The organism is Streptococcus mitis (assembly GCF_946188375.1).
GTDB classification, from domain to species: Bacteria; Bacillota; Bacilli; order Lactobacillales; family Streptococcaceae; genus Streptococcus; species Streptococcus mitis_CX.
Map to the genome: position 1 here is coordinate 60357 of NZ_CAMHUS010000006.1, position 24646 is coordinate 85002.

General features: G+C 41.8%; 27 protein-coding genes. 7 read left to right on the forward strand and 20 right to left on the reverse strand.

The features are described 5' to 3' along the window. Window positions 1-12 precede the first annotated feature (12 nt). The 18 genes from N8M16_RS06735 to N8M16_RS06820 form a co-directional block, all read right to left on the reverse strand. Window positions 13-2409 carry a primosomal protein N' gene (locus tag N8M16_RS06735; RefSeq protein ID WP_261069871.1) on the reverse strand — a complete coding sequence of 799 codons (2397 nt, stop codon included), beginning with the start codon at window positions 2407-2409 and terminating at the stop codon, window positions 13-15. Window positions 2410-2580: 171 nt separating this feature from the next. Next, window positions 2581-2895: a DNA-directed RNA polymerase subunit omega gene (gene rpoZ / locus N8M16_RS06740; RefSeq protein WP_000979235.1), complete on the reverse strand. Its 315-nt coding sequence runs from the start codon at window positions 2893-2895 to the stop codon at window positions 2581-2583. 24 nt (window positions 2896-2919) lie between these two features. Then, the gene (gmk, locus tag N8M16_RS06745) at window positions 2920-3546 is read right to left on the reverse strand and encodes a guanylate kinase (RefSeq protein ID WP_000775041.1); all 627 of its coding nucleotides are present in this window, start codon (window positions 3544-3546) and stop codon (window positions 2920-2922) included. 127 nt (window positions 3547-3673) lie between these two features. Beyond that, a complete protein-coding gene (locus N8M16_RS06750) occupies window positions 3674-5287 on the reverse strand; it encodes a ribonuclease Y (protein WP_000404934.1) in 1614 nt (537 codons plus the stop codon). A gap of 190 nt (window positions 5288-5477) precedes the next feature. Beyond that, entirely contained in the window at window positions 5478-5732 is a 255-nt protein-coding gene (locus tag N8M16_RS06755) for a Txe/YoeB family addiction module toxin (RefSeq protein ID WP_101784404.1), read from the reverse strand. A gap of 3 nt (window positions 5733-5735) precedes the next feature. Beyond that, a complete protein-coding gene (locus tag N8M16_RS06760; protein WP_000388572.1) occupies window positions 5736-5990 on the reverse strand; it encodes a type II toxin-antitoxin system Phd/YefM family antitoxin in 255 nt (84 codons plus the stop codon). A 131-nt stretch (window positions 5991-6121) separates the two neighbouring features. After that, window positions 6122-7219 carry a nucleotidyltransferase gene (locus N8M16_RS06765; RefSeq protein WP_261069872.1) on the reverse strand — a complete coding sequence of 366 codons (1098 nt, stop codon included), beginning with the start codon at window positions 7217-7219 and terminating at the stop codon, window positions 6122-6124. A 23-nt stretch (window positions 7220-7242) separates the two neighbouring features. After that, a complete protein-coding gene (locus N8M16_RS06770) occupies window positions 7243-9054 on the reverse strand; it encodes an NACHT domain-containing protein (protein WP_261048211.1) in 1812 nt (603 codons plus the stop codon). 40 nt (window positions 9055-9094) lie between these two features. Continuing rightward, complete coding sequence (locus N8M16_RS06775) at window positions 9095-9835, reverse strand: class I SAM-dependent DNA methyltransferase (RefSeq protein WP_314725823.1); 741 nt, start codon at window positions 9833-9835, stop codon at window positions 9095-9097. A 111-nt stretch (window positions 9836-9946) separates the two neighbouring features. After that, window positions 9947-10300 carry a ribosome silencing factor gene (gene rsfS, locus N8M16_RS06780; protein WP_261069873.1) on the reverse strand — a complete coding sequence of 118 codons (354 nt, stop codon included), beginning with the start codon at window positions 10298-10300 and terminating at the stop codon, window positions 9947-9949. A gap of 11 nt (window positions 10301-10311) precedes the next feature. After that, a complete protein-coding gene (locus tag N8M16_RS06785; protein ID WP_261010599.1) occupies window positions 10312-10812 on the reverse strand; it encodes a cysteine hydrolase family protein in 501 nt (166 codons plus the stop codon). Then, window positions 10813-11406, reverse strand: coding sequence for a bis(5'-nucleosyl)-tetraphosphatase (symmetrical) YqeK (yqeK, locus tag N8M16_RS06790; protein WP_261069874.1), 594 nt, complete (start codon window positions 11404-11406; stop codon window positions 10813-10815). Next, on the reverse strand, window positions 11406-12035 hold the full coding sequence (locus N8M16_RS06795) for a nicotinate-nucleotide adenylyltransferase (RefSeq protein WP_261067758.1): 630 nt from the start codon (window positions 12033-12035) through the stop codon (window positions 11406-11408). Before N8M16_RS06795 ends, yqeK begins: the two co-directional genes overlap by 1 nt. 50 nt (window positions 12036-12085) lie before the next feature. Further along, complete coding sequence (gene yhbY / locus N8M16_RS06800; RefSeq protein WP_000060169.1) at window positions 12086-12397, reverse strand: ribosome assembly RNA-binding protein YhbY; 312 nt, start codon at window positions 12395-12397, stop codon at window positions 12086-12088. A gap of 213 nt (window positions 12398-12610) precedes the next feature. Next, complete coding sequence (gene yqeH / locus N8M16_RS06805) at window positions 12611-13717, reverse strand: ribosome biogenesis GTPase YqeH (RefSeq protein WP_084923694.1); 1107 nt, start codon at window positions 13715-13717, stop codon at window positions 12611-12613. Window positions 13718-13719: 2 nt separating this feature from the next. Next, window positions 13720-14247 (reverse strand): YqeG family HAD IIIA-type phosphatase, encoded by a 528-nt coding sequence (locus tag N8M16_RS06810; RefSeq protein ID WP_000963748.1) that lies wholly within the window; start codon window positions 14245-14247, stop codon window positions 13720-13722. Between the two features lie 16 nt (window positions 14248-14263). Next, entirely contained in the window at window positions 14264-15169 is a 906-nt protein-coding gene (locus N8M16_RS06815) for a magnesium transporter CorA family protein (protein ID WP_000242267.1), read from the reverse strand. 57 nt (window positions 15170-15226) lie between these two features. After that, the gene (locus tag N8M16_RS06820; RefSeq protein ID WP_001154851.1) at window positions 15227-15787 is read right to left on the reverse strand and encodes a mechanosensitive ion channel family protein; all 561 of its coding nucleotides are present in this window, start codon (window positions 15785-15787) and stop codon (window positions 15227-15229) included. A 151-nt stretch (window positions 15788-15938) separates the two neighbouring features. On the opposite strand from N8M16_RS06820, the gene sstT reads away from it, so the two are divergent. Together sstT and N8M16_RS06830 are read left to right on the forward strand one after the other, a co-directional pair. Further along, the gene (sstT, locus tag N8M16_RS06825) at window positions 15939-17144 is read left to right on the forward strand and encodes a serine/threonine transporter SstT (RefSeq protein WP_084948015.1); all 1206 of its coding nucleotides are present in this window, start codon (window positions 15939-15941) and stop codon (window positions 17142-17144) included. Window positions 17145-17212: 68 nt separating this feature from the next. Next, window positions 17213-18166, forward strand: coding sequence for an aromatic acid exporter family protein (locus N8M16_RS06830; protein WP_261069875.1), 954 nt, complete (start codon window positions 17213-17215; stop codon window positions 18164-18166). Between the two features lie 361 nt (window positions 18167-18527). Here the strand turns inward: N8M16_RS06830 and N8M16_RS06835 are convergent, their stop codons facing one another. Beyond that, complete coding sequence (locus N8M16_RS06835; RefSeq protein WP_004258416.1) at window positions 18528-18725, reverse strand: hypothetical protein; 198 nt, start codon at window positions 18723-18725, stop codon at window positions 18528-18530. 10 nt (window positions 18726-18735) lie between these two features. Next, on the reverse strand, window positions 18736-20280 hold the full coding sequence (locus N8M16_RS06840; RefSeq protein WP_033685454.1) for a peptide chain release factor 3: 1545 nt from the start codon (window positions 20278-20280) through the stop codon (window positions 18736-18738). 234 nt (window positions 20281-20514) lie between these two features. On the opposite strand from N8M16_RS06840, the gene N8M16_RS06845 reads away from it, so the two are divergent. From N8M16_RS06845 to gatB, 5 genes are all read left to right on the forward strand, one after another. Further along, window positions 20515-20766 (forward strand): hypothetical protein, encoded by a 252-nt coding sequence (locus tag N8M16_RS06845; protein WP_000471833.1) that lies wholly within the window; start codon window positions 20515-20517, stop codon window positions 20764-20766. Then, window positions 20759-21004, forward strand: a complete 246-nt coding sequence (locus tag N8M16_RS06850) for a DUF4160 domain-containing protein (protein WP_261013329.1) — start codon at window positions 20759-20761, stop codon at window positions 21002-21004. The genes N8M16_RS06845 and N8M16_RS06850 overlap by 8 nt, the downstream gene beginning before the upstream one ends. A 385-nt stretch (window positions 21005-21389) precedes the next feature. Further along, a complete protein-coding gene (gene gatC / locus N8M16_RS06855; RefSeq protein WP_261069876.1) occupies window positions 21390-21692 on the forward strand; it encodes an Asp-tRNA(Asn)/Glu-tRNA(Gln) amidotransferase subunit GatC in 303 nt (100 codons plus the stop codon). After that, a complete protein-coding gene (gene gatA / locus N8M16_RS06860) occupies window positions 21692-23158 on the forward strand; it encodes an Asp-tRNA(Asn)/Glu-tRNA(Gln) amidotransferase subunit GatA (RefSeq protein WP_261069877.1) in 1467 nt (488 codons plus the stop codon). Before gatC ends, gatA begins: the two co-directional genes overlap by 1 nt. Next, on the forward strand, window positions 23158-24603 hold the full coding sequence (gatB, locus tag N8M16_RS06865) for an Asp-tRNA(Asn)/Glu-tRNA(Gln) amidotransferase subunit GatB (RefSeq protein ID WP_261050038.1): 1446 nt from the start codon (window positions 23158-23160) through the stop codon (window positions 24601-24603). Before gatA ends, gatB begins: the two co-directional genes overlap by 1 nt. The last annotated feature ends 43 nt before the right edge of the window (window positions 24604-24646 follow it).

The following is a 24646-nucleotide window of genomic DNA, read 5'->3' on the forward strand; positions in this document are numbered from 1 at the left end:
ATCTTCTCCTTCTTATAAAAATTGCTGTGGCTCATGGTCGATACTGAGACGGAGCTCACTATTTTCCCGCTCTTGAGTCAAGGCCAAGACCTGGTTGAGGGTCGTTCCTAGCTCATCTTCTAAACGGTATTTAATTAAAATCTGGTAATGATAGAGGTTGTGGGTACGGGCAATGGGTTTGGGCGTCGGCCCAAGGATGTTACTGGTTTCAGACAAACCTGACCGCAAAATGTTCATAACTTCATAAGCACGTTTGACCACCTCTTCTTCTTTCTTATGAGAAAGGGTAATGCCAATGGTGAAATAGTAAGGCGGATAGCCAAGTTGTCGTCTAATTCCCATTTCATAAGCATAAAAGCCTTCGTAATCCTGATCCTTGGCAAATCGAATAGCATAGTGATGCGGATTGTAAGACTGGATCAAAACCTGACCAGCTTTTTCAGCTCGACCTGCGCGTCCTGCCACCTGAGTCAAGAGCTGGAAAGTTCTCTCAGAAGAACGGAAATCTGGTAGATTCAAGGCCGTATCCGCATTGAGCACTCCGACTAAGGTTACATTTGGAAAATCCAAGCCCTTGGCAATCATCTGAGTACCTAGTAAAATATCTGCTTCTCCTCGCCCAAACTGGTCAAGCAGAGCTTGGTGACTACCTTTCTTACGAGTCGTGTCCACATCCATCCGCAAAATGCGGGCCTGGGGAAAGAGTTCTGCCAGCTCGTCATAAGCCTTCTGAGTTCCTGTCCCATAATAACGAATACTGCGACTCTTACAGTTAGGACAGACCTGAGGTATGTCCTTTGAAAAACCACAATAATGGCAATTCATGGTCTTGGTATCCATATGCAAGGTCAGGGAAATATCACAGTTGGGACAAGTATCTACCGTCCCACATTCCCGACACATGACAAAGCTAGAATAACCACGGCGATTGAGCATGAGAACCACCTGCTCTTTTTTAGCTAGACGGTCTTGAATGGCTTCTAGCAAGGGAGGCGTAAAGTTTGACGTCTCGTTTTGTCCGATATAGTCACGAAAATCAACCACTTGAACCTCAGGGATCCTAGCTAAAGGATTGGCGCGTTGAGTCAGACGCAAGTGTTGATAGACGCCTTTTCCAGCCCGCGCACGGCTTTCCAGACTAGGAGTTGCTGAACCAAGTACCAGAGTTGCTTGATTGTACTGGGACCTTAGAATAGCAACCTCTCTAGCATGGTAACGGGGATTGCTGTCCTGCTTATAAGTCGCTTCGTGCTCCTCATCGATAATCATAACACCTAGATTCTTCAGCGGAGCAAAGATGGCCGATCTAGCACCAACAACAACTTGGGCATCGCCACGTTCCACTTTGCGCCATTCATCATACTTTTCACCATTAGACAGGCCAGAGTGAAGAATGGCAACCTTATCCCCAAAACGAGAGATAAAACGCTCCGTCATCTGAGGAGTCAAGGAAATCTCAGGTACCAGCAAAATAGCTGTCTTGCCCTTATCCAAAGCCCCTTGGATAATCTGCAAGTAAACCTCGGTCTTCCCACTTCCTGTAATCCCTTGAAGGAGGAAGGGAGCCTGATGACTGCCAATCGCACTGACAACCGCATCACGCGCCTGTCTTTGCTCTGGATTCAATTCCAAAGGCTGACTTGCTTCAATCCCTTCAAAATAAGCAGCCGAGCGTTGAACTTCCTTTTGGACTATGGTCACAGCACCTTGTTCCACAAAGAAGTTGACTTGCTCCCGCGAGTAGGACTCTAACAAACTAGCCAAAGAAGCACTCTCTGGATGAGACAGCAAATAATCTCTCAATTCCAACTTTTTCTTAGCACGCGTAGAAATCTCTACACTTTCTAATTGAGCAAGGTCAACCTCATACCAAGACTGGGTCTTGACCTTCTTTTGATCAATTGCCTGATATTCTAGACCAAGCAGGCCTTTTCTAGTCAAACGCATCATTTCAGCTTGCTTAGCTAAATCCAGAGAAGAAAATGCAAGCGAATCCTCTGAACCAAACAAGCGCTCTCGGTCTTCCTGACTCAGACCTGCAAGAGGATAGAGAATCTTGTCATAGCTGGAGTTCAGAAATCCTGGTAGCATAGCCTTGAGGATGGAGATTTTATAGGAGAAGACGGACTTGCGTAACTCCTCAGCAAGCCAGAGTTGTTCTTGCGTGAGAACAGGAGAAAAATCCAGCACCTCCGCAATATCTTTTAAATCATGATTAGCCTCTTCTTCATCTGGTTGGGACTCCAAACCAAGAACAATCCCTTGAATCAGGCGATTGCCCTTACCAAAAGGCACATGAACCCGCATCCCAACTTCTAGCATTCCCTCGAATTCCTTAGGAATCCTGTAACTATAGGGCTGGTCCGTCTGCATCAAAGGCACATCTACGATAATCTTGGCTATGGTCATCTTCTCACCTCCTCCTTGTCATACTCTTCGAAAATCAAATTCAAACCACGTCAGCGTCGCCTTACCGTACTCAAGTACAGCTTGCGGCTAGCTTCCTAGTTTGCTTTTTGATTTTCATTGAGTATCAGTACATTCTTGCAATAGAAAAAATAAGATTGAGTCCCCCCAACCTTAAATTTTTTCACCATCTTCTTTTTCTTTAGCGATTTGCTCTTTGATTTTCTTTTCTTCTTCTTCTTTGCGGCGTTTTTCTTCTTCGATACGACGACGCACCGCTTCACGTTTCCCTTCTGGATCTGGGTGAATTGTAACGTTTCCTGATTCGATTTCTTCTAAAGCACGAAGAGTTGATTTTTCAGACTTGAAACCTTGAGTTGCTGGCGCACCTGCTTCTAATTCGTGGGCACGTTTTGCTTCCAAGATTACGAGTGAATATTTTGAAGGAACCTTGTCTAGCAAGGTATCAATAGAGGGTTTTAACATCATTTGTTTGTACCTATTTTCTAAATTTTATCGGGTAGTTGGAGATTTTGGTAACATCTCCTGATAGTGACCAATGACACGATCTACACGGAAGTGCTCTGCTTCAATAACACGTTTGACACGCTCAGCAGCTAGGGGCACCTGATCGTTGACAATCGCATAATCATACTCACGCATGAGAGCAATTTCTTCCTTGGCTTTTTCGATTCGTTGGGCAATCACTTCTGCACTGTCTGTTCCACGACCTACTAAACGATCTTGCAATTCATCCAAATCTGGTGGTGTCAGGAAGATAAAGACAGCATCTGGAACCTTTTTCTTGACCTGAAGAGCGCCTTGAACTTCAATTTCAAGGAAAACATCGATTCCCTTGTCCAAGGTTTCGTTGACATAGGTCAGAGGAGTTCCATAGTAGTTGCCGACATATTCTGCGTATTCCAACATCTGTCCTTGACGAATCAGCTCTTCAAACTCTTCACGAGTACGGAAGAAATAGTCAACACCGTCCACTTCTCCAGGACGTTGTGCGCGTGTCGTCATCGATACAGAGTATTGAAATTGGTTTTCAGAACTCTCAAAAATCTCTCTTCTAACCGTTCCTTTTCCAACCCCTGAAGGACCAGAAAAAACGATTAGTAAGCCTCGGTCTGCCATTGTGTCTCCTTTTAGTCAGTCTGTGAAATAACATTTCTAGAATAATGGCAAAAAGCCAGATTATCCTTTACAGTCTTTCTATCTAGTGTAACAAAAAAGCAGTAATTTTTCAACTGCTCTTTCTTATTTATTTAGCATAATCTACTGCACGAAGCTCGCGAATCACGGTTACCTTGATATTTCCAGGGTAATCGAGATTGTTTTCAATTTTCTCACGAACTTTGTGAGCCAAGATTGTGACTTTGTCGTCTTTGATTTGTCCTGGATTGACCATGATGCGGATTTCACGTCCTGCTTGAAGGGCAAAGCTATTCTGTACTCCTTCAAAGCCGTTCGCAATTTCTTCCAAATCATGAAGACGTTTGATGTAGCTTTCAAGAGACTCACTACGAGCACCCGGACGGGCAGCGCTCAAAGCATCTGCTGCAGCAACAATCACTGCAATGACGCTTTCGGCTTCGACATCACCGTGGTGGCTAGCAATTGTATTCACCACAACTGGATGTTCCTTGTACTTACGAGCCAATTCCATACCGATTTCAACGTGGCTACCTTCAACCTCACGGTCAATGGCTTTTCCGATATCGTGAAGGAACCCTGCACGACGAGCAAGAGCCGCATTTTCACCAAGTTCGCTCGCCATGATACCAGCTAACTTAGCAACCTCAATCGAATGACGTAAGACATTTTGTCCATATGAAGTACGGAACTGCAAGCGACCCATGATTTTCATCAAGTCTGGATGAAGGTTTGGTGCACCAATCTCATAGGCTGCTGCCTCACCGTATTCACGGATCTTATTATCAATCTCTTGACGGTTTTTCTCAACCAACTCTTCGATACGAGCTGGATGGATACGACCATCCTTAAGCAACATTTCCATGGTCATACGAGCAATTTCACGACGAATCGGGTCAAATCCTGACAAGGTTACCACTTCTGGTGTATCGTCGATAATGACATCAACCCCTGTCAAACTTTCAAAGGTACGAATGTTACGACCCTCACGACCAATAATGCGTCCCTTCATAGTATCATCTGGCAGATGAACTGTTGAGTTTGTTGATTCCGCTACATATTCACCAGCGATACGTTGCATAGCTTGAACCAAGATGTCCTTGGCCATTTTATCAGAACGTTCCTTGACCTCTTGCTCAGCTTCACGAATGCGGCTGGCAATCTCCTTGGTCAAGTTTTCCTCTGTCTGAGCCAAGATAATATCTCGTGCTTCTGCCTGAGACAGAGCACCAATACGCTCTAGCTCTGCTTCTTTTTGTCTTTCGACTTCCTCTAATTGCTCTTCACGCGCATCAAGGTTTTTCGCTCTATCAGAAATACTTTGTTCTTTTTGTTCAAGTGTTTGTTCTTTACTCGTCAAATTGTCGTCCTTACGGTCAAGGCTAGTAGCTCTCTCGGTCAAACGACTTTCGATTTGTTTGAGTTCTTGACGTTCTGATTTGAATTCAGCGTCCACTTCTTCACGGTATTTTCTGGCTTCTTCTTTGGCCTCCAATAGTGCTTCTTTTTTAAGAGACTTGCTTTCACGTTTAGCTTCATTAACAAGTAAATCGGCTTCACGCTCAGCTTGTCCACGTAAATTAGTTGCTTCTTGTTCAGCATTTAAAAGCATCAACTCCGCAGCTTCCTGAGATGATTTCATCTTAGCTGAGATGCTGACATATCCAATGACTAAACCAATGATGACGGCAAAAACAGCAATCGCAAGCGACATGATTTCCATGTTTTTACCTCATTTTATTGTTATTCCGAATGACATACATTCTTTTACATTCTACCATAAAAAAGTGATTTTCACAAACCTAAAATAGAATATGTTTTGGGGAATTTGGAACGCATTTGCTAAAATAAACTTGTTATTTAGAAATAGTAGTTTAGTAGAGACTTGAGAAAAAGCCCACCTTTCAGTAGACTTAGTAATGATCTTTAAAGGACAAGAAAGCCACGCCATCTCCATCCATCATATAAATCAAGCGATTTTCTGCGTCGATACGACGTGACCAGGCTCCTTGGTAGTCATACTTGAGTGGTTCTGGCTTACCTATTCCTGTAAAGGGATCACGTTGAATATCCTTGATTAGTTTATTGATTCTTTTTAACGTTTTCTTGTCCTGAGTTTGCCAGTAGCAATAATCTGCCCACGCATCTTCTGTAAACTTGAGTAGCATTTCTCACTCCTCAATAACATGGACCTGAGTACTTCCAGCACGGACTTGAGCCATTCCTCGCAAAACCTTATCAGAAAGTTCCTTATTTTGAGCAATTCTCAGGGTTTCCTGAATACTATCCCACTCACTCTTTGAAAGTACTACAATGTCCTCGTCTGGATTTTTATTGACCACCGTCAAAGGCTCAAATTCATCATTTACCTTCTTCATGTAGTCTTTTAAATGATTTCGGAATGTTGAGTAAAGAACTGCTTCCATAACCATACCTCGTTTTACCTCTTTTCCACTATTATACACGAAAAGAAAGAAATTGTCAGGAACTTGTACAAGATTTTCTTTTCTATCTATTTATTCGTAAAAAATCTCAAAAAGCCTACCTTTCAGTAGACTTAGTTTGTTTCTATTATAAACGGCACTCTTCCAAAATTCTGCTCTGCTATACTTGGATTTCCAAGTTGATAAATCTGGTCTGCCTTTTGAGTCATGGCATCCCAGGGTTCTTTACCAATTCGGCTGACTAGATTGACCTGTCCCTTCAAGGACTTGAGGTGTTGCCTGCCTTTTTCAGTAAATCCAAGGACATGAATGGCTTCTGGCAAGTCACCTTCTCTAGCCTGCACCAAAATATAGGCCAAGAGGCGTCTGACACGCGCCTTGGTGTAACGTTTGGTAGTCACTAACTCGACCAATTCTTCCACAGACTGGGCTGTTTTAATAGCCTCTTTAATGCGCACTGCCATTTCCTGATTGATCTGATAGATAGTGGTTAGATCTGGATTGGACAAGATTTGATAGCGGAGCAAGGGAAAATAGTCATCCCAGCTCATCTTTCTTTCCTGCTCAAAGAGGGCAACAGAAGGCATAAAGCGTTCTAAGAAATCTTTGTCCCTCTTGTGCTGACGAAGGGCTGTCGCCGAAGCAAAGTCCACATCCTTGTCCACAGAATGATAACCCGCTCCCTGACGCTGAATTGGCTCAAGCTTGATGTTTCGTCCTGCAACTGCCTTGACATAAGCCAGAGCAAGGACATGATTGGGCGTATTGCCTGAAAAATCAAGACCTGCAAATTCCTTCCACATGGCTTGGGTTTTCTGGGGATAAGAGAGGGAATCAGGCAGATTTTCCACAAATTTCTCCATTTCAGCACCCTGCTCTGTGTATAGGTCAGCGATTTTCTGGTAATCCAGAACTTCCTCTGTCCCAAAAGCTAAAGTATCAATGCCCAACCGAGCCAAGATATCCACAGCTCCTTGACCGAAGAAATCCGCAGCCTGAACACTGACTAAAAAGGGCAATTCCACTATCAGATCCGCTCCATTTTCCAGCGCCATCTGGGCCCGTGTCCACTTGTCAACGATAGCAGGCTCTCCTCGCTGCATAAAATTACCAGACATGGCAACGATTTTTAGTCCCTCAGCCTGATCCAGCAGGTATTTATGCCCATTATGAAAAGGATTAAACTCCGCGATAATACCTGTGATGGTCATAGTGATCTCCTACTTCTTTAATATTAAATTGAATCAATTATATTCTGTAGACTCCGTTTTTTAGTGGTTGTTTCCTCAATGAATTTAATTGACCATTCTTTTAAGTAATTGTGTCTACGAAAATACCAGCCATTTACCCACTTATTAATTAAATTTTTTTCGACCTCAGTCAATCGATTATAATATTTTCTTTTATCTATCTCCCAATTCGATACTATACTTGCCTCCAATTTTTCAATGCTTTCGTATTCACTTATCGACAAAATATCAACTCCTATGTTATCAAATATTAAAAATTGCAAGCTAAAATAAAAGTTAACTTCCTTTGTTAGTAAAAAATGCAGTTCTAATTTGTTTTCTCTACTATCTTTTCTACAGATAAAGTAATTGAAACACGTAACAATTTTCTCTGTGATATCTCCCATTCTTCTATACTTTTCATCCATACTTTCTATGATTGGAATACATAAATTTTTGTAAGTCCTTTCTTTCTGTATTTTAAAAAGTGCATTCATAAAAGTTTTATGTGCTACAATATTATTCCTGTCTGCTTCAGACCACTTAATTAGTATCTGTTTTTGGAGTTTATCATCTAGCTGATTAACACCTACTGCAGCAAAGTATTCTTGAAATGAACGGTGAGAGAACTTTAAACTAACGCCTTCTTGAAGCATCATGCAAGCACTATGAGTCGCATCATAAACTATATCATTTGTCTTTAATTCAAGGTTATTTTTTAAACAATATTTAGTAATTATTTCATCAAGCGTAGTTCTATCGAAATCTACTTTTCCTTCAAAGAATGTTTTTAAACCAATGTAGGCTAATATATTTCGAAATTCCTCAGGAGTTAATTTTGCTTTTAGTTCTCTTTTATATCCTGATTTAGATGCATCATGTCTTTGGTACAATGTATAAAAGGCCTGATTATAAAAATCAGTTAAATTATTTGGAATAGAAGCACCAGCTTCGTAAGTCATTAACATAATTGTTAATAGGAGTGGGATAGAAGCAAAAGATTCATGAGTATCATATAAATGGGCCTTTAATTCTCTATAAAAACGCCTTTTTACTTTCTCATCGTAATTCAACTTATCAATTAAGGCTAACGCTTGCTCTTTATTTAATTTTTTTATCTCATATTCAGCAAACTGATTCCAACCAATAAATTCCTCAGACGGTCTTGACGACAAAACATATCTATTGCTATTGTATAACGTTACAAATTCTTTAATTTCTTTGTCTAACCAAGAACGTTTTGAAGGATTAACCTCATCTAAACCATCAAAAATTATTGTATATCTTCCAGCGTCTAATGTCGCTTTAAAATATTTCTTTTCTAAATTTAAATGATGATTTTGAACCTCTTGGTAAATAAAATCGACTAATTCATTTTCTGAAAAATCAGATTCATTAAGTGATTTTAATTCAATAAAAACTGGAATTGATGTCGCTTGTTGTACTTGATTTATAAAAATATGCTTTACAAGCATTGATTTACCAATCCCACCCGTTCCTGTTAAAATAACGTTAGATGTTTTTTCAAAAATCAATTCTGTGTTAGTGGTTTCTATTAAATCTGAATTATTATCATCTAAATAAACATGCTCATAAAAATCATATAAAAATTTACCTTCATTTTTATACAACAATGTTTTTACAGTAGAATATTTATCATAAGTAAATTTTAAATAATTCTGATAAACAACACCTAACTCTTCTTCTGTTTTAAACTGTAAGTTGTTATAAATTTGCTTTAACTTTTGATAAATTTTAGGTATATTGGTAATTACTTCTTTTTCAAGAATATCACCAAATGATACTGGTATATTCATTTTCCCTTACCTCCTAAGCATAAGATTAACAATATTTGGTTTACTTCTCACACACAAAAAACCAACGGGCACTGGTTTCTGTTGGTTCCTTGTCCTCAAAGTCGGCATAGAGTTTGAAGGACTTGAAACCAGCCTGTTCCAGCAAAATATCATAGGTCAGAACCTCATAAGTCCGCTCCTCATGCACTTCATCGTGGCGACTAAAGGAACCGTCAGCCTCCTTGATAAAGAAGGTTAGTTCATGAACGATAGAGTGAGGTGCTGCATCCTCATAAGTATCCCAGAGCATGGCAAAATCTTCCGCATTTTCATGATAAGAATAGCCTGGAAAAACTTCGTCTGTCTGGTAAGTCGAATGCACATCAAAGATGAAAACTCCGTCTTCGTTGAGAGCATTATAGACTTCTTTAAAAACGTCTCCTACTTCCACCTCATCCTGCATGTAGCAGATTGAGTCCGAGTAACACGTAACAAAGTCGTATTGACCTACCTTGGACAAATCCAGCATATTGCCTTCAATAAAATCAATCTTTTGCTTGGCTGAAGTCGCTCTCTTCTCCGCAATCCCCAGCATATCCCCACTCAAGTCAAGTCCAGTCACATCAAAACCAGCCTGAGAGAAGCGTACTGATTGAATTCCTGTCCCACAAGCCAATTCCAAGAGTTTCTTTCTCTCCTTGGTCTTAGGCAAATGACGCAGCGAAAAATCCGTCCATTTATCGTATAAACTATCATCCATCACAGCATCGTAAACAGCCGCAAAGGTTTCATAAGTTGCCATAATCATGATACCAAGAGCTTCCATGGCAAACACCACTCGCCCTATACCTTTCTATCCATTTTCTTCTAAAATAAGTAAAGAAACCCAGTTGACTACAACTGAGTTCATCTTCTAAGCAAGAGCTTCTGAAATATCTACTGAATCCGCCTCATGCCATAGTTTTTCTAGGTTATAGTGGGCACGCATTTCTTCTGAAAAGACATGCACAACGACACCACCAAGGTCCAGCAAGACCCAACCTCCAGCCGCATCTCCTTCGACATGACTGCCTTTAAAGCCTGCTTGAGCCACCTTTTCACGGATATTATCTGCGATAGCATCCAACTGACGGCTATTCATTGAGCTAGTGATAACAAAGTAGTCCGTCACGCTAGTCAAATCTTGTACATCAAGTGCGAGGATATCCTCCGCACGTTTCTCATCAGCCGCTTTCACGACTAGTTCTAGTAATTCTTTTTCGTTCATTTAGTCCTCTTTTAAAAAATATTTTTATAATCTAAGACATCTGCAAAGCGATCCTCCCAAATGTCCTCATAAAATTCATTTATCGTTTCTGCTGGAATGTCATCCCCATCAAAAGTTGTGACAGCACCTTCTGGAATAATCAGCTTATAGCCATATTCAAAGGCAACCTTGACAGAGGTATCCACACAATATTCTGTCTGCATACCACATAAAACTAATTTTTCAATCCCCTGTTTATCCAAGTATTCTTTTAAACCAGTTTCTTTGAAAATACTGTTATACTTCTTCTGAAAGACCTTTTCATCAGGTTTTCGGTTTAAAAGCTCAGATAACTGCCAATCTTCTGATGTTTGAGCTTCAGCGTTCTCAATATGTTGAACATAAATAATTTCGATATTCTTACTTCTAGCCTGGTTTTGTAAATAAGAAATTTTTTCCAATAGACTATTTGTCTGAAAACCGGTTTCCACTAAAATATTTTGAACATCAATGATTATAAAAGCTGTCTTCATTTAGTCCTCTTTCAAATAGTGCACAAAGGCGTTATAGGTTTCAAGGGTTTGGGGATAGATGGGGAATCCCTGATGAGTTAGATGCTCCACGGTTCGAGCTGTTTCATAGGCCACCGCCTTATTGAGCGATAAACTTGCAATCTCACGCGCCACATCTACTCCAGGAAAGGCTCGATTATGCTCGATATAGTCTGCTACATAGATAACCTTATCTAAGTCTGTCATCTGAGCCGCCCCGACTGTATGGATTTCAATGGCTCGCAGGATTTCAGAATCATCCAAATCCAAGTCTTCCTGAATCTTGTAAATTCCGACCATACCATGCCAGACATTATTGCCCCAGTTTTTGAGGTTAGAGTCTAGCTGATAACGGCCAATTAAGTCTAAAAATTCCTGATCTGACAGCTTTTTAGCATAGTCATGAAGAAGGCCTGCAAGACCTGCTTTCTCGGCATCGACTCCAAATCTCTCCGCCAGTTCTATGGCTGCATGCTCCACACCCAAGCAATGGGTTAAGCGTTTCTCGGGTAGAAGCTCTGCCATTTTTTCCAACAAAGCCTCACGGGAGCAGTTGATATAGTCTTGATAGGCCATCAGTAGAGCCCCTCCTTCTCGATGTAGTCTAGCACCGGCTGAGGCAGGAGAAAGTTGGGTTTCCGACCTTGGACAATGAAGTCACGCACCATGCTGGACGAGATATCCATGAGAGGTACATCCACCCAGATAACAGGATAGGAAGTCCCTGCCTTGTAGCGTGGGCGCTGAACCCCCACAAACTGAACCATGTCAACCAATTCATCAATTCGGTACCACTTAGGCAGATAGTCTACCATATCAGCGCCAATAATGAAGTAATAATCCGTGTCTGGATTCTTCTCAGTTAGAAGCTTCATGGTGTCGTAGGTATAGGAAATGCCCTTGCGCTCCAACTCGATGGTTTCAATGGCTAGGCCTTCAATCCCCTCAATCGCCAATTCAAGCATCTTGAGACGATGGTGTTCAGGGATGGTTTCTTTTTTATCTACGTGAGGAGGTTGGTATTCAGGCATGAGCAAGACCTGGTCCAGTCCCAACTGCTGGCGTACTTGGTCCGCAACAATGAGATGGGCATTGTGAACAGGGTTAAAATTGCCCCCTAAAATCCCGACTTGTTTGCGTTTTTTCTCCTTGATTTCTGGCTCCAACTCTACCTTGGTAAAGGGAGTCAATAGTTCGATTGCCATAGGCTAGTCTCCTTTATTTCTCTGTAAAAACAGTTATTTGGAGTAGGTTTTTAGATTTCTTTGACTTTTTTAGAAATCTTGCGATTTTCTTTCTTGCTAGACTGTTTAAACAAAATCAATATGCGTCCGATTTTTTGGACTGTATCCACACCGATTTCTTCTTCCAAAATTTCAGCGACTTCGTGGATATTTTCATCTGTGTTTTGTAAAAGAGTTACCTTGATCAATTCGCGAGCATCAAGAGCTTGACGGACGCTGGTTTTGATTTGGTCGTTAAGTCCATTTTTCCCGATTTGGATGATGGGTTTGAGGGTATGTGCCTGGCTGTTGAGGAAGGCACGTTGTTTTGATGTTAATGACATAATTTTCTTAAAAGAGTTTCTTTTTATACTTTTCTGAAGTGGTGACGGACGTCAGCAAAGTCCTTCGGACTTTCATGACTAAAATTTGAGCCTAAGGTCTCAAATTTTCCTCAGTTGGTACAAGTCCTTGTACCAACTAACACCACGGCGAAAAGTATTCTCTATGGGCTCGCCCTGCTCGCCCGAATTCAGACAACCCTTTCCTTTCTGTGTTTAAATAATTGCTTTTCGTGTGACGACGGCGACGCCTTCTGGTGCCCAGACGGCGACTTTGGCTGTGCCTGTTACACGGATCCAGCCGAGTCCAGAGATGACTAGATCTGTCTTTTCCTTAATGTTAAATACATGCTGGACTAGTTTTGGAAAAACTTCTTTTTCTTTACTATTTGGTGGTGTCAGAAGAGTTCCGACGTGCTTATCGTAAAAGGCACTAGCGCCTTCAAGTTTGGTACGATGGAGTTTGAGTTCATTGTCAAAGAAGGCTGTGAAACCTTGCTTCTCACCTGCAATGAAGTCAAAGCGTCCCAGACCGCCTAGAAACAGGGTTTGTTCAGGATTGAGCTGATAGGTTTTAGGCTTGATTTCCTTTTTGGGGCTGACATACTTGAGGTTTTTAGCCGTCAAGTAGTGAGCCATCTGGTGACGGTGGATAATCCCCGGTGTATCATAGATATAAGAACCGTCATCAAGTGGAATCTCGATTTTGTCCAAGGTTGTCCCTGGGAAGCGCGAAGTCGTGATGACATTCTGATCACCCGTGATTTCTTGGATAATAGCATTGATTAGAGTTGATTTTCCAACGTTGGTTACACCAACCACATAGACATCACGGCCCTTACGGTAGTGTTCAATCTTGTCAATGACTTCCTTAATAGCATGTTTGTTTTGGGCCGAAGTTAGGACGACATCAACTGGACGAAGTCCTTCTTCGTGTGCACGTTCCATGAGCCACTGGCTAATCTTGCCTGGTTTAACAGACTTGGGCAAGATATCTTTTTTATTTCCCACCAAGAGGACATCATTACCCGAGACAAAACGTGGCAAACCTGGGATAACAGAGCCATTAAAATCAAAGATATCAATGACATTGACCACTAAGGCATCACTGTCTCCCACCTCGTGCAAGAGCTTGAGGAAATCATCGTCCGTCAACTGGACATCTGTGATTTCATTGTAATGACGGAGACGGAAACAGCGTTGGCAATAGACTTCCCCAGTCTCCAAACCTTTTTCGAGTGCCGACTGGGGGGTAAATCCAAGACCAGCCTTGTCTGTCGTCTGAATGGTTGCTCCACAACCAATACAGAGAATTTCTTCCATAGTTAAATTCCTTTTTTATATGTAATCGGTCCGTACTTTTCAGTGATTTTTCGCATCACACGACGCTCACGCGCTCGGTTAATCTGCGTTTTGATCGAGTCATGTTGGACCAAGGGTTTGACTAAAATCGAGCGAATGCCAGCTCGGTGGGCTGCTCGTATATCCGTCATGAGCTGGTCGCCAACCATGACCACTTCACTTTTCTCATAGTGGAATTCCTTCATGGCACGATCAATCCCAAATGTGAAGGGTTTCAGAGCCCAATAAACGTAATCAATTCCAAACTTCTCAACTGCGCGTTGAACTCGTTTTTTGGTGTTGTTTGAGACTACGATGATGCGAATGCCCGCGTCCCGAAGATCATGTAACCATTGCTTCATCTCTGGCGTCCCATCAGGGTTGTTCCAAGCTATGAGGGTATTGTCCAAATCGACCAAAACAGCCTTGATTCCCTGCGCCTGCAGACTTGGGACTGTCAGATCATAGACTGCTTCCACAGCAAAATCTGGCATGTAATTTTCAATCGCCATTTTGGCTCCTTTTCTTTTATTTTCTAGTAATTTTCTTCAGCCATTGAGATAAGGCCACCCATAAAATCAAGCTAGTCATTAAGATATAAATCCAAGCATTTGGCTCTTCTGTAAATGGTAGAGGAACATTCATTCCGAAGAAACCTGTAATAACCGCAAGTACTGCTAGTAAGACGGAGATAATAGTCAAAATTGACAAACTATCATTCAAGTTATTGTTTAGGATGTTGTTGTAAGAAGCTGAGAGTTGTTGCAAGACTTGAGAAATCAAGTCTGTCATAGACACCAACTGATGGGCTTCAATCATGGCATCATCAAACTGCTCTCGTTCGACATCATTAAATCTCCGATAAAGAGCATGGCCCTGGATATGTTCCAAGAGGAGTCGATTTTGTTTTGCTGCTGCTGTCAAGTAAACCATACCAGTCTCCAAGTCAGAGAGGGCGAAGAGATTTTTCTTTGTTGTAGTTTGACGTAGCAAGGCACTAATTTCGTCCTTACTTTTATCCATCTCTTCAATGACAGGATAATAAGCGTTACTAATAATCTCTAAACCAGCAAAGAGAAACTTGTAAATAGAAAGCGACTCATGGCTATCCAGATAAGCTGACATCTGATCAATGACATAAGCATTCTTATGGTTGCTGATGGTAATCATTCGTTGTCTTTCGACGATAAAGGTCATGGGAATCGCTTCATAATATTCTTTGTCTTTTTCTAAATCAAGAACATTATAAATAAAGGTTACCGTCTCCGTTTCACGGTTATAATCCATATGAGCTCGTTCATTTCTATCCAGAGCATACTCAATGGTTTCCTTGTCCAATCCATAGATGTCAGAAAGATCTTCCATATTTTTAATCTTATCCACATCAAGGTCTATCCAGGTACAACCATTGCCCAACTGCTTTTCTAAAACCATCTTTTCTCCTTTATTAAACTCTTTCTATTGTACCACAAATTACTTAAAATAACAGGTCTAGTCTGTGCGTGAGAAATTGCTGACGACGGTGATATTCCGATTGGGAACGAAGTGCAGAACCTGATCTTCTCCTCTGAGTTGCGTTGTTCGAATGCCGACACTGACAACCTTGCCCGATACGGTAATAGGACCATTTGTCAAAACGACCTCATCTCCCACATCCAGTTGACGTTCAAAGAGGATGAAAAAGCCATTGATGACATCAGATAGAAAGCCTTGGGCTCCCATTCCAATAGCCACCCCAGCAATCCCAGCCCCTGCCAGCAAACTAGAAACTGGCAAACCTAAAATCGACAAAATGCAGTAAAGTAAAAAGAAATAAAGGGTATAATTAAACACATTCTCTAATAAACGTGAGATGGTTTTCTGACGCCCGACATCATGACGAGACATTTTTAGAGAAGGTTTGACAATTCTCTGCACCATGGTATGGAGCAATTTCTTGGCTATATAAAAGAGTAAAAATAAGAATAAAAGAGAAAGTAACTTGGTTAAGATATTTTCAATAATCGTTGTTATATCAAGCTTATTGAGATAGGTTTGAATAAATTCTTGCATAGAAAACTCCTTTCATTTATTATACCATACTTTCACAAGTGATGAATCTCCATAAATATTCAAAAATAACAGCCAAAATAGACAGAAAATTCTTGATTTTAGCTCATATTTATACTATAATCATAAACATTACACAACAAAGGAGATTGTTATGAAAAAATTCATTCATGCTTGGAATAAGGCGAGTCTAATCAAACGAATTTTGATTGGCATGCTTATTGGAGGAACCCTAGGGCTGACACTTCCTAACATTTCAGGAATTGGTTTACTTGGAGATCTCTTTGTTGGTGGCCTTAAAGCCATCGCACCAATTCTGGTATTTGCCCTCGTTGCTAACGCCCTTTCCCAACATCAAAAGGGACAAGATAGCAACATGAAAACGGTTATCTTCCTTTACTTGGTAGGAACCTTTGCAGCGGCACTTGTTGCTGTCCTAGCAAGTTTCATCGTACCTGTTGAAATTACCCTAAATAGTGCTAATACCGATATTGCTCCACCAGATGGAATTGGCCAGGTCCTCAGCAACCTCTTGCTCAAACTGGTTGACAATCCAGTCAATGCCCTTGTCACAGCCAACTACATCGGTATCCTATCTTGGGCAGTTGTTTTCGGTATTGCTATGAGAGAAGCCAGCAAAAATAGTAAAGAATTGCTAAAAACCATGGCTGATGTGACTTCTAAGATTGTCGAATGGATCATCAACCTAGCTCCGTTTGGAATCCTTGGTCTTGTCTTCAAAACCATCTCTGATAAGGGAATCGGAAGCCTAGCTAACTATGGAATCTTGCTTGCCCTCTTGGTGACAACTATGTTCTTTGTGGCTCTGGTAGTCAATCCACTAATTGCCTTCCTCTTTATGAAGAGAAACCCTTATCCCCTCGTTTGGAAATGTTTGCGTGTCAGCGGTGTTACAGCCTTCTTCACTCGTAGTTCTGCGGCTAACATCCCTGTCAATATGAAACTTTGCCACGACCTCGGTCTGGATCCAGATACCTATTCTGTTTCTATCCCACTTGGTTCTACTATCAACATGGCAGGGGCAGCGATTACTATTAACGTTTTAACCCTTGCTGCAGTAAATACTCTTGGAATCCCTGTTGACTTTGCTACAGCCTTTGTCCTCAGTGTAGTAGCAGCAATCTCAGCCTGTGGTGCTTCTGGTATTGCCGGAGGATCCCTCCTTCTTATCCCAGTTGCTTGTAGCCTTTTTGGTATTTCTAACGATATTGCCATGCAAGTTGTTGGGGTTGGATTTGTCATTGGGGTCATCCAAGACTCATGTGAAACAGCCCTTAACTCTTCAACAGATGTCCTCTTTACTGCTGTTGCCGAATACGCAGCAGCCCGTAAAAAATAACTCATAAAGACAAGCCTGCTCAGGTCTTGTCTTTTCCACTTTTATTCTAGTCTTATTAGGAAATTCTTATGTCTATCAGCCAACGTACGACCAAGCTCATCTTAGCTACCTGTCTTGCCTGCCTTCTTGCTTACTTTCTCAATCTCTCCTCAGCTGTCTCGGCTGGAATAATCGCCCTCTTGAGCCTATCCGATACCCGTAGAAGTACCTTAAAACTGGCCCGAAATCGCCTCTTTTCCATGCTTCTAGCTTTGGTTATCGGAGTTCTGGCTTTTCACTTGAGCGGATTTCATATCTGGAGCCTTGGCCTCTATCTGGCTCTTTATGTTCCCCTAGCCTACAAGATGGGCTGGGAAATTGGCATCACACCAAGCACTGTTTTGGTTAGCCACCTCTTGGTACAAGAGTCAACCTCTCCAGATCTTCTAGTCAATGAACTCCTTCTCTTTGCAATCGGTACTGGATTTGCCTTGCTTGTCAATCTCTACATGCCTTCACGAGAAGAGGAAATTCATCACTACCACACATTGGTAGAAGAAAAGTTAAAAGATATCCTCCAGCGCTTCAAATATTATTTATCCAGAGGGGATGGACGCAACCGAGCACAGTTGGTTGAAGAATTGGACACCCTTTTGGAAGAAGCCCTCAGACTGGTCTATTTGGATCACTCAGACCACCTCTTTCACCAGACTGATTACCATATTCACTACTTTGAGATGAGACAGAGACAAAGTCGCATCCTGAGAAACATGGCCCAGCAAATCAACACCTGTCATCTAGCTGCCAGTGAGAGCCTGATTTTGGCCCAACTCTTTTCAAAAATTGCCGGTCAACTGAGCCAGACCAATCCTGCTTCTGATTTGCTAGATGAAATTGAACGCTATCTGGAAGTCTTCCGGAACCGTAGTCTACCCAAGACAAGAGAAGAATTTGAAACCCGCGCCACCCTTCTTCAACTCCTACGCGAGGCCAAAACCTTCATCCAAGTAAAAGTTGACTTTTACCAAAAATATGGACAGTAAAAAAGAAAACTTCAGACCAATCACAAAAGGTGAATATCTGAAGTTTTCTTTTATTTGTAAGTTATTACCATAAAGGTTAACAGTAAAACGAATAAAGCCAAATATTCAACATCTTTTTATAGAGGGCTAAGGTAAAACCCTACATACTCTGCTGTCTTATTATCCACGACACTAATTTTTACAAATCAATTTCATTTACCAAACATAGTTAGTAAGACAGTTAGCTAGACCTCTCACTACCAGTTACAACGGAAAAGCCCACGAATCGACAATATTCGTAAAACTTTACTAGTGGAACGCATAGCCAAGTTCCATAGAAACTTGGCGTTAGTTACTTAGATTGTTATACAATCAATTAAATTTACTGAACTACTACACGGAGTTTGGGAAACCGATTCCATTTGCCAAACGAAGTTAGTAAAACAGTTACCGCTTCCTTACCATTACGACGGAAAAGTCCACGAATCGATACCATTCGTGGATTTTTCCTAGTGAAGCGTTTAGGTAAGCCACCATAGCGGTTACCGTCAAATGACAGCAACTTTATGTTGCTAGTCATTTGTAACGATTTACATCTTCTCCTCCAACTCTACGTCTGGATACTTGTCCGCAAACCAGCGGAGGGCAAAGTCATTTTCAAAGAGGAAGACTGGCTGGTCAAAACGGTCTTTTGCCAAGATATTGCGACTTGATGACATCCGTTCATCCAAGTCCTCAGGCTTGATCCAGCGAACGGTCTTTTTACCCATTGGACTCATGACTACTTCCGCATTGTACTCGCCTTCCATACGATGCTTGAAGACTTCAAACTGAAGTTGACCAACAGCTCCCAGCATGTACTCGCCTGTTTGGTAATTTTTATAAAGCTGAATGGCTCCTTCTTGCACCAATTGCTCGATTCCCTTGTGGAAGGATTTTTGCTTCATGACATTCTTGGCAGAAACTTTCATGAAAATTTCAGGAGTGAAGGTTGGCAGTGGTTCAAATTCAAACTTGTTTTTTCCAACTGTCAAGGTATCCCCAACCTGATAAGTACCTGTATCGTAAACCCCGATGATATCTCCTGCCACGGCATTAGTCACATTCTCACGACTTTCAGCCATAAACTGGGTCACATTCGAAAGTTTAGCACCCTTACCAGTACGAGGGAGATTGACACTCATGCCGCGCTCAAATTCGCCTGATACGATACGAACAAAGGCAATGCGGTCACGGTGACGAGGGTCCATGTTAGCTTGGATTTTAAAGACAAATCCTGAGAAATCCTTGTCATAAGGATCCACAATTTCACCGTCCGTTTTCTTGTGTCCATGTGGTTCTGGAGCAAATTTGAGGAAGGTTTCAAGGAAGGTCTGAACACCAAAGTTAGTAAGAGCTGAACCGAAGAAGACAGGTGTCAATTCTCCAGCCAAAATAGCTTCCTCTGAAAACTCATTCCCAGCTTCATTTAAAAGCTCAATGTCATCCTTGACTTGCTCGTAGAAAGGATTGCTGCCAAAAAGCTGGTCCCCATCTTCCAGACTGGCAAAGCGCTCATCCCCTTTATAGAGCTCCAAGCGTTGGTTATAAAGGTCATACAAGCCTTCAAAAGCTTTCCCCATCCCGATAGGCCAGTTCATAGGGTAGCTAGCAATGCCCAAGACTTCTTCCAATTCTTGCAAAAGATCCAAAGGTTCACGACCGTCACGGTCGAGCTTGTTCATAAAGGTAAAGACTGGAATACCACGGTGTTTCACAACCTCAAACAATTTCTTAGTTTGGGCCTCGATACCCTTGGCAGAGTCCACCACCATGACCGCAGCATCCACCGCCATCAAGGTACGATAGGTATCTTCTGAGAAGTCCTCGTGCCCTGGCGTATCGAGGATATTCACGCGTTTTCCGTCGTAGTCAAATTGCATAACAGATGAAGTAACCGAAATCCCACGTTGCTTCTCGATATCCATCCAGTCAGACTTGGCAAAAGTCCCTGTTTTCTTTCCTTTTACCGTACCAGCCTCACGAATCTCGCCTCCAAAGTAGAGCAACTGCTCAGTAATAGTAGTTTTCCCCGCGTCCGGGTGGGAGATGATAGCAAAGGTACGACGTTTCTTAATTTCTTCTTGAATATTCATAAGTTCTCTTTCTTTTAAATCTATTTTTATCTGTTTTAATAGCTAAGAATGATTTTTACATTGGATTTTACCATTCCTTTCAACACTCCATTATATCGGATTTTAGCATTTTTTTCAATTTCTATTTTATGTCAGACTATACTTGAATAAAAGCTATTCCTTATAGTCAAATATATCGAAAACCGTGACAATTCTAGCAAAAATGATATAATAAAAGAAAAAGGAGAAGTAATCATGTTCAAGGAATTTGGTGTAACTAATTTAGAAGTAACAAAAGATGATATTTACAAGAATCCAAGCAACCCTATTTTACGCATGTATGATGACGATGAATTAATTGGAACCTTTAGTATTCTAACTGGAGAAGTATTGGAAAATTTGGACTTGGCAGACTATGACATTCGTTTTGCTCAAAAGCAAATTGAGTTAAATCGCGATAACTACCTTGAAACATGGAAGGACTACGTGGGACTACTACATGCCTAAATATTCTTTCTTAAAGTATGGTATTGAAATTCGTCCTAACGAACATAACCATAAAGGTCAAAAAGCGCATATTCACATTTATATCCACGGAGAAGAGGTCGGCTCAATGTTTCTGAACGGTGAACTGAGAGATGGTAAAGTAAAAGCAAAAGACCTAAAAATAATCAGGCAATATGTTTTAGAAAATGCAGATGAACTTCAGGCTTTATGGAATGAATACCAAAAGAGTGCATATTAAAACCAAAAAATCTTAGTTTGCTAATGCACAATAGACAAAACTGGCAAGCAATTTTAATGCCTGCTACTCAGTTTATACCCAACTTATCCAAATACTAGGAAGCCTAATTCCCTTTGCGATTTTTCAAATAAATGTTACAATAAATATAGAAAAAGGTGTTGCGACAACAACACCCCACAGAGCCGTTTAAGACGGTGGCTGTAATTACATAACTAAAAAATAGCTCGTTAACTCGCCAAAGTTAGGACGGCTATTTTTTTGTCTATTTTAAAAAACTCTTTCTCGACTTGCCAGATGTCTTTTTTCATCTTTCCCTCCCTTATTTATAGGAAAATATGGTAAAATAGAACAGACTAAAAATCATCATTTCACGAAAGGATGCAAGATGAAAATTACGCAAGAAGAGGTAACACACGTTGCCAATCTTTCAAAATTAAGATTCTCTGAAGAAGAAACTGCTGCCTTTGCGACTACCTTGTCTAAGATTGTTGACATGGTTGAATTGCTGGGCGAAGTTGACACAACCGGTGTCGCACCTACTACGACTATGGCTGACCGCAAGACTGTACTCCGCCCTGATGTGGCCGAAGAAGGAACAGACCGTGATCGCTTGTTTAAAAACGTACCTGAAAAAGTCAACTACTATATCAAGGTACCAGCTATCCTAGACGATGGAGGAGATGCCTAATGACTTTTAACAATAAAACCATTGAAGACTTGCACAATCTCCTTGTCTCTAAGGAAATTTCAGCAACAGAATTGACACAAGCTACGCTTGAAGATATCAAGTCTCGCGAGACAGCTATTAACGCTTTTGTTACCATCGCTGAAGACCAAGCTCTTGCTCAAGCTAAAGCTATTGATGAAGCTGGAATTGACGCTGATAATGTCCTTTCAGGAATTCCACTTGCAGTTAAAGATAATATCTCTACTGACGGTATTCTCACAACTGCTGCCTCAAAAATGCTCTACAACTATGAGCCTATCTTTGATGCGACAGCCGTTTCCAATGCAAAGGCTAAAGGCATGATTGTCGTTGGGAAGACTAACATGGACGAGTTTGCCATGGGTGGTTCAGGTGAGACTTCTCACTATGGTGCCACTAAAAATGCTTGGGATCAAAGCAAGGTTCCTGGTGGCTCGTCTAGTGGTTCTGCCGCAGCTGTAGCGTCAGGACAAGTCCGCTTGTCACTTGGTTCTGATACTGGTGGTTCTATCCGCCAACCTGCTGCCTTCAACGGGATTGTTGGTCTCAAACCAACCTACGGAACAGTTTCTCGTTTCGGTCTCATTGCCTTCGGTAGCTCATTAGACCAAATCGGACCTTTTGCTCCTACTGTTAAGGAAAACGCCCTCTTGCTCAATGCGATTGCCAGCGAAGATGCCAAAGACTCTACTTCTGCTCCTGTCCGCATTGCCGACTTTACTTCAAAAATCGGTCAAGACATCAAGGGCATGAAAATTGCTTTACCTAAGGAATACCTTGGTGAAGGAATTGACCCAGAGGTTAAGGAAACCATTCTGAATGCCGCTAAACACTTCGAGAAACTCGGTGCCATCGTCGAAGAAGTTAGCCTTCCTCACTCAAAATACGGTGTTGCAGTTTACTACATTATCGCTTCATCTGAAGCTTCATCAAACTTGCAACGCTTTGACGGTATCCGTTACGGCTACCGCGCAGAGGATGCGACTAACCTTGATGAAATCTATGTAAACAGCCGTAGCCAAGGTTTCGGTGAAGAGGTTAAACGCCGTATCATGCTAGGTACTTTCAGCCTTTCATCAGGTTACTACGATGCTTACTACAAGAAAGCTGGTCAGGTCCGTACCCTCATCATCCAAGATTTCGAAAAAGTCTTCGCGGATTACGACTTGATTTTGGGACCAACTGCACCAAGTGTTGCCTATGACTTGGACTCACTCAACCATGACCCAGTTGCTATGTACTTGGCTGACCTCTTGACTATACCTGTAAACTTGGCAGGACTGCCTGGAATTTCGATTCCTGCTGGATTCTCTCAAGGTCTACCTGTCGGTCTGCAATTGATTGGTCCTAAGTACTCTGAGGAAACCATTTATCAAGTTGCTGCTGCTTTTGAAGCAACAACAGACTACCACAAACAACAACCCGTGATTTTTGGAGGTGACAACTAATGAACTTTGAAACAGTCATCGGACTTGAAGTCCACGTAGAGCTCAACACCAATTCAAAAATCTTCTCACCTACTTCTGCCCACTTCGGAAATGACCAAAATGCCAATACCAACGTGATTGACTGGTCTTTCCCAGGAGTTCTGCCAGTTCTCAATAAAGGTGTTGTCGATGCTGGTATCAAGGCTGCTCTTGCCCTCAACATGGACATCCACAAAAAGATGCACTTTGACCGCAAGAACTACTTCTATCCTGATAACCCAAAAGCCTACCAAATTTCTCAGTTTGATGAACCAATCGGCTACAACGGTTGGATTGAAGTTGAGCTTGAAGACGGTACGACCAAGAAAATCGGTATCGAACGTGCTCACCTAGAAGAAGACGCTGGTAAAAACACCCACGGTACAGATGGCTACTCTTATGTTGACCTCAACCGCCAAGGGGTGCCATTGATTGAGATCGTATCTGAAGCTGACATGCGTTCACCAGAAGAAGCCTACGCTTATCTAACTGCCCTCAAGGAAGTTATCCAGTACGCTGGCATTTCTGACGTTAAGATGGAAGAAGGTTCTATGCGTGTGGATGCCAACATCTCCCTTCGTCCGTATGGTCAAGAGAAATTCGGTACCAAGACTGAGTTGAAAAACCTCAATTCCTTCTCTAACGTCCGTAAGGGGCTTGAATACGAAGTCCAACGTCAAGCTGAAATCCTTCGCTCAGGGGGTCAAATTCGCCAAGAAACACGCCGTTACGATGAAGCTAACAAAGCAACCATCCTCATGCGTGTCAAGGAAGGGGCTGCAGACTACCGCTACTTCCCAGAGCCAGACCTACCAATCTTTGAAATCTCAGACGAGTGGATTGAGGAAATGCGAACTGAGTTGCCAGAGTTTCCAAAAGAACGCCGTGCGCGTTATGTATCTGACCTTGGCTTGTCAGACTACGATGCTAGCCAGTTGACTGCTAACAAAGTCACATCTGACTTCTTTGAGAAAGCTGTTGCCCTCGGTGGCGATGCCAAACAAGTCTCTAACTGGCTCCAAGGGGAAGTCGCTCAGTTCTTGAACGCAGAAGGCAAGACACTGGAACAAATCGAATTGACACCAGAAAACTTGGTTGAAATGATTGCCATCATCGAAGACGGCACGATTTCTTCTAAGATTGCCAAGAAAGTCTTTGTCCACCTGGCTAAAAATGGCGGAGGCGCGCGTGAATACGTTGAAAAAGCAGGTATGGTCCAAATCTCAGACCCAGCTGTCTTGATTCCAATTATCCACCAAGTCTTTACCGATAACGAAGCCGCAGTTGCCGACTTCAAGTCAGGTAAACGTAACGCAGATAAGGCCTTCACAGGCTTCCTTATGAAAGCAACTAAAGGCCAAGCCAACCCACAAGTTGCCCTTAAACTTCTTGCACAAGAATTAGCGAAGTTGAAAGAAGATGAATAACAGACTTTTTATATACCTTTTTCTATTTTAGAAAGAAGAAAAA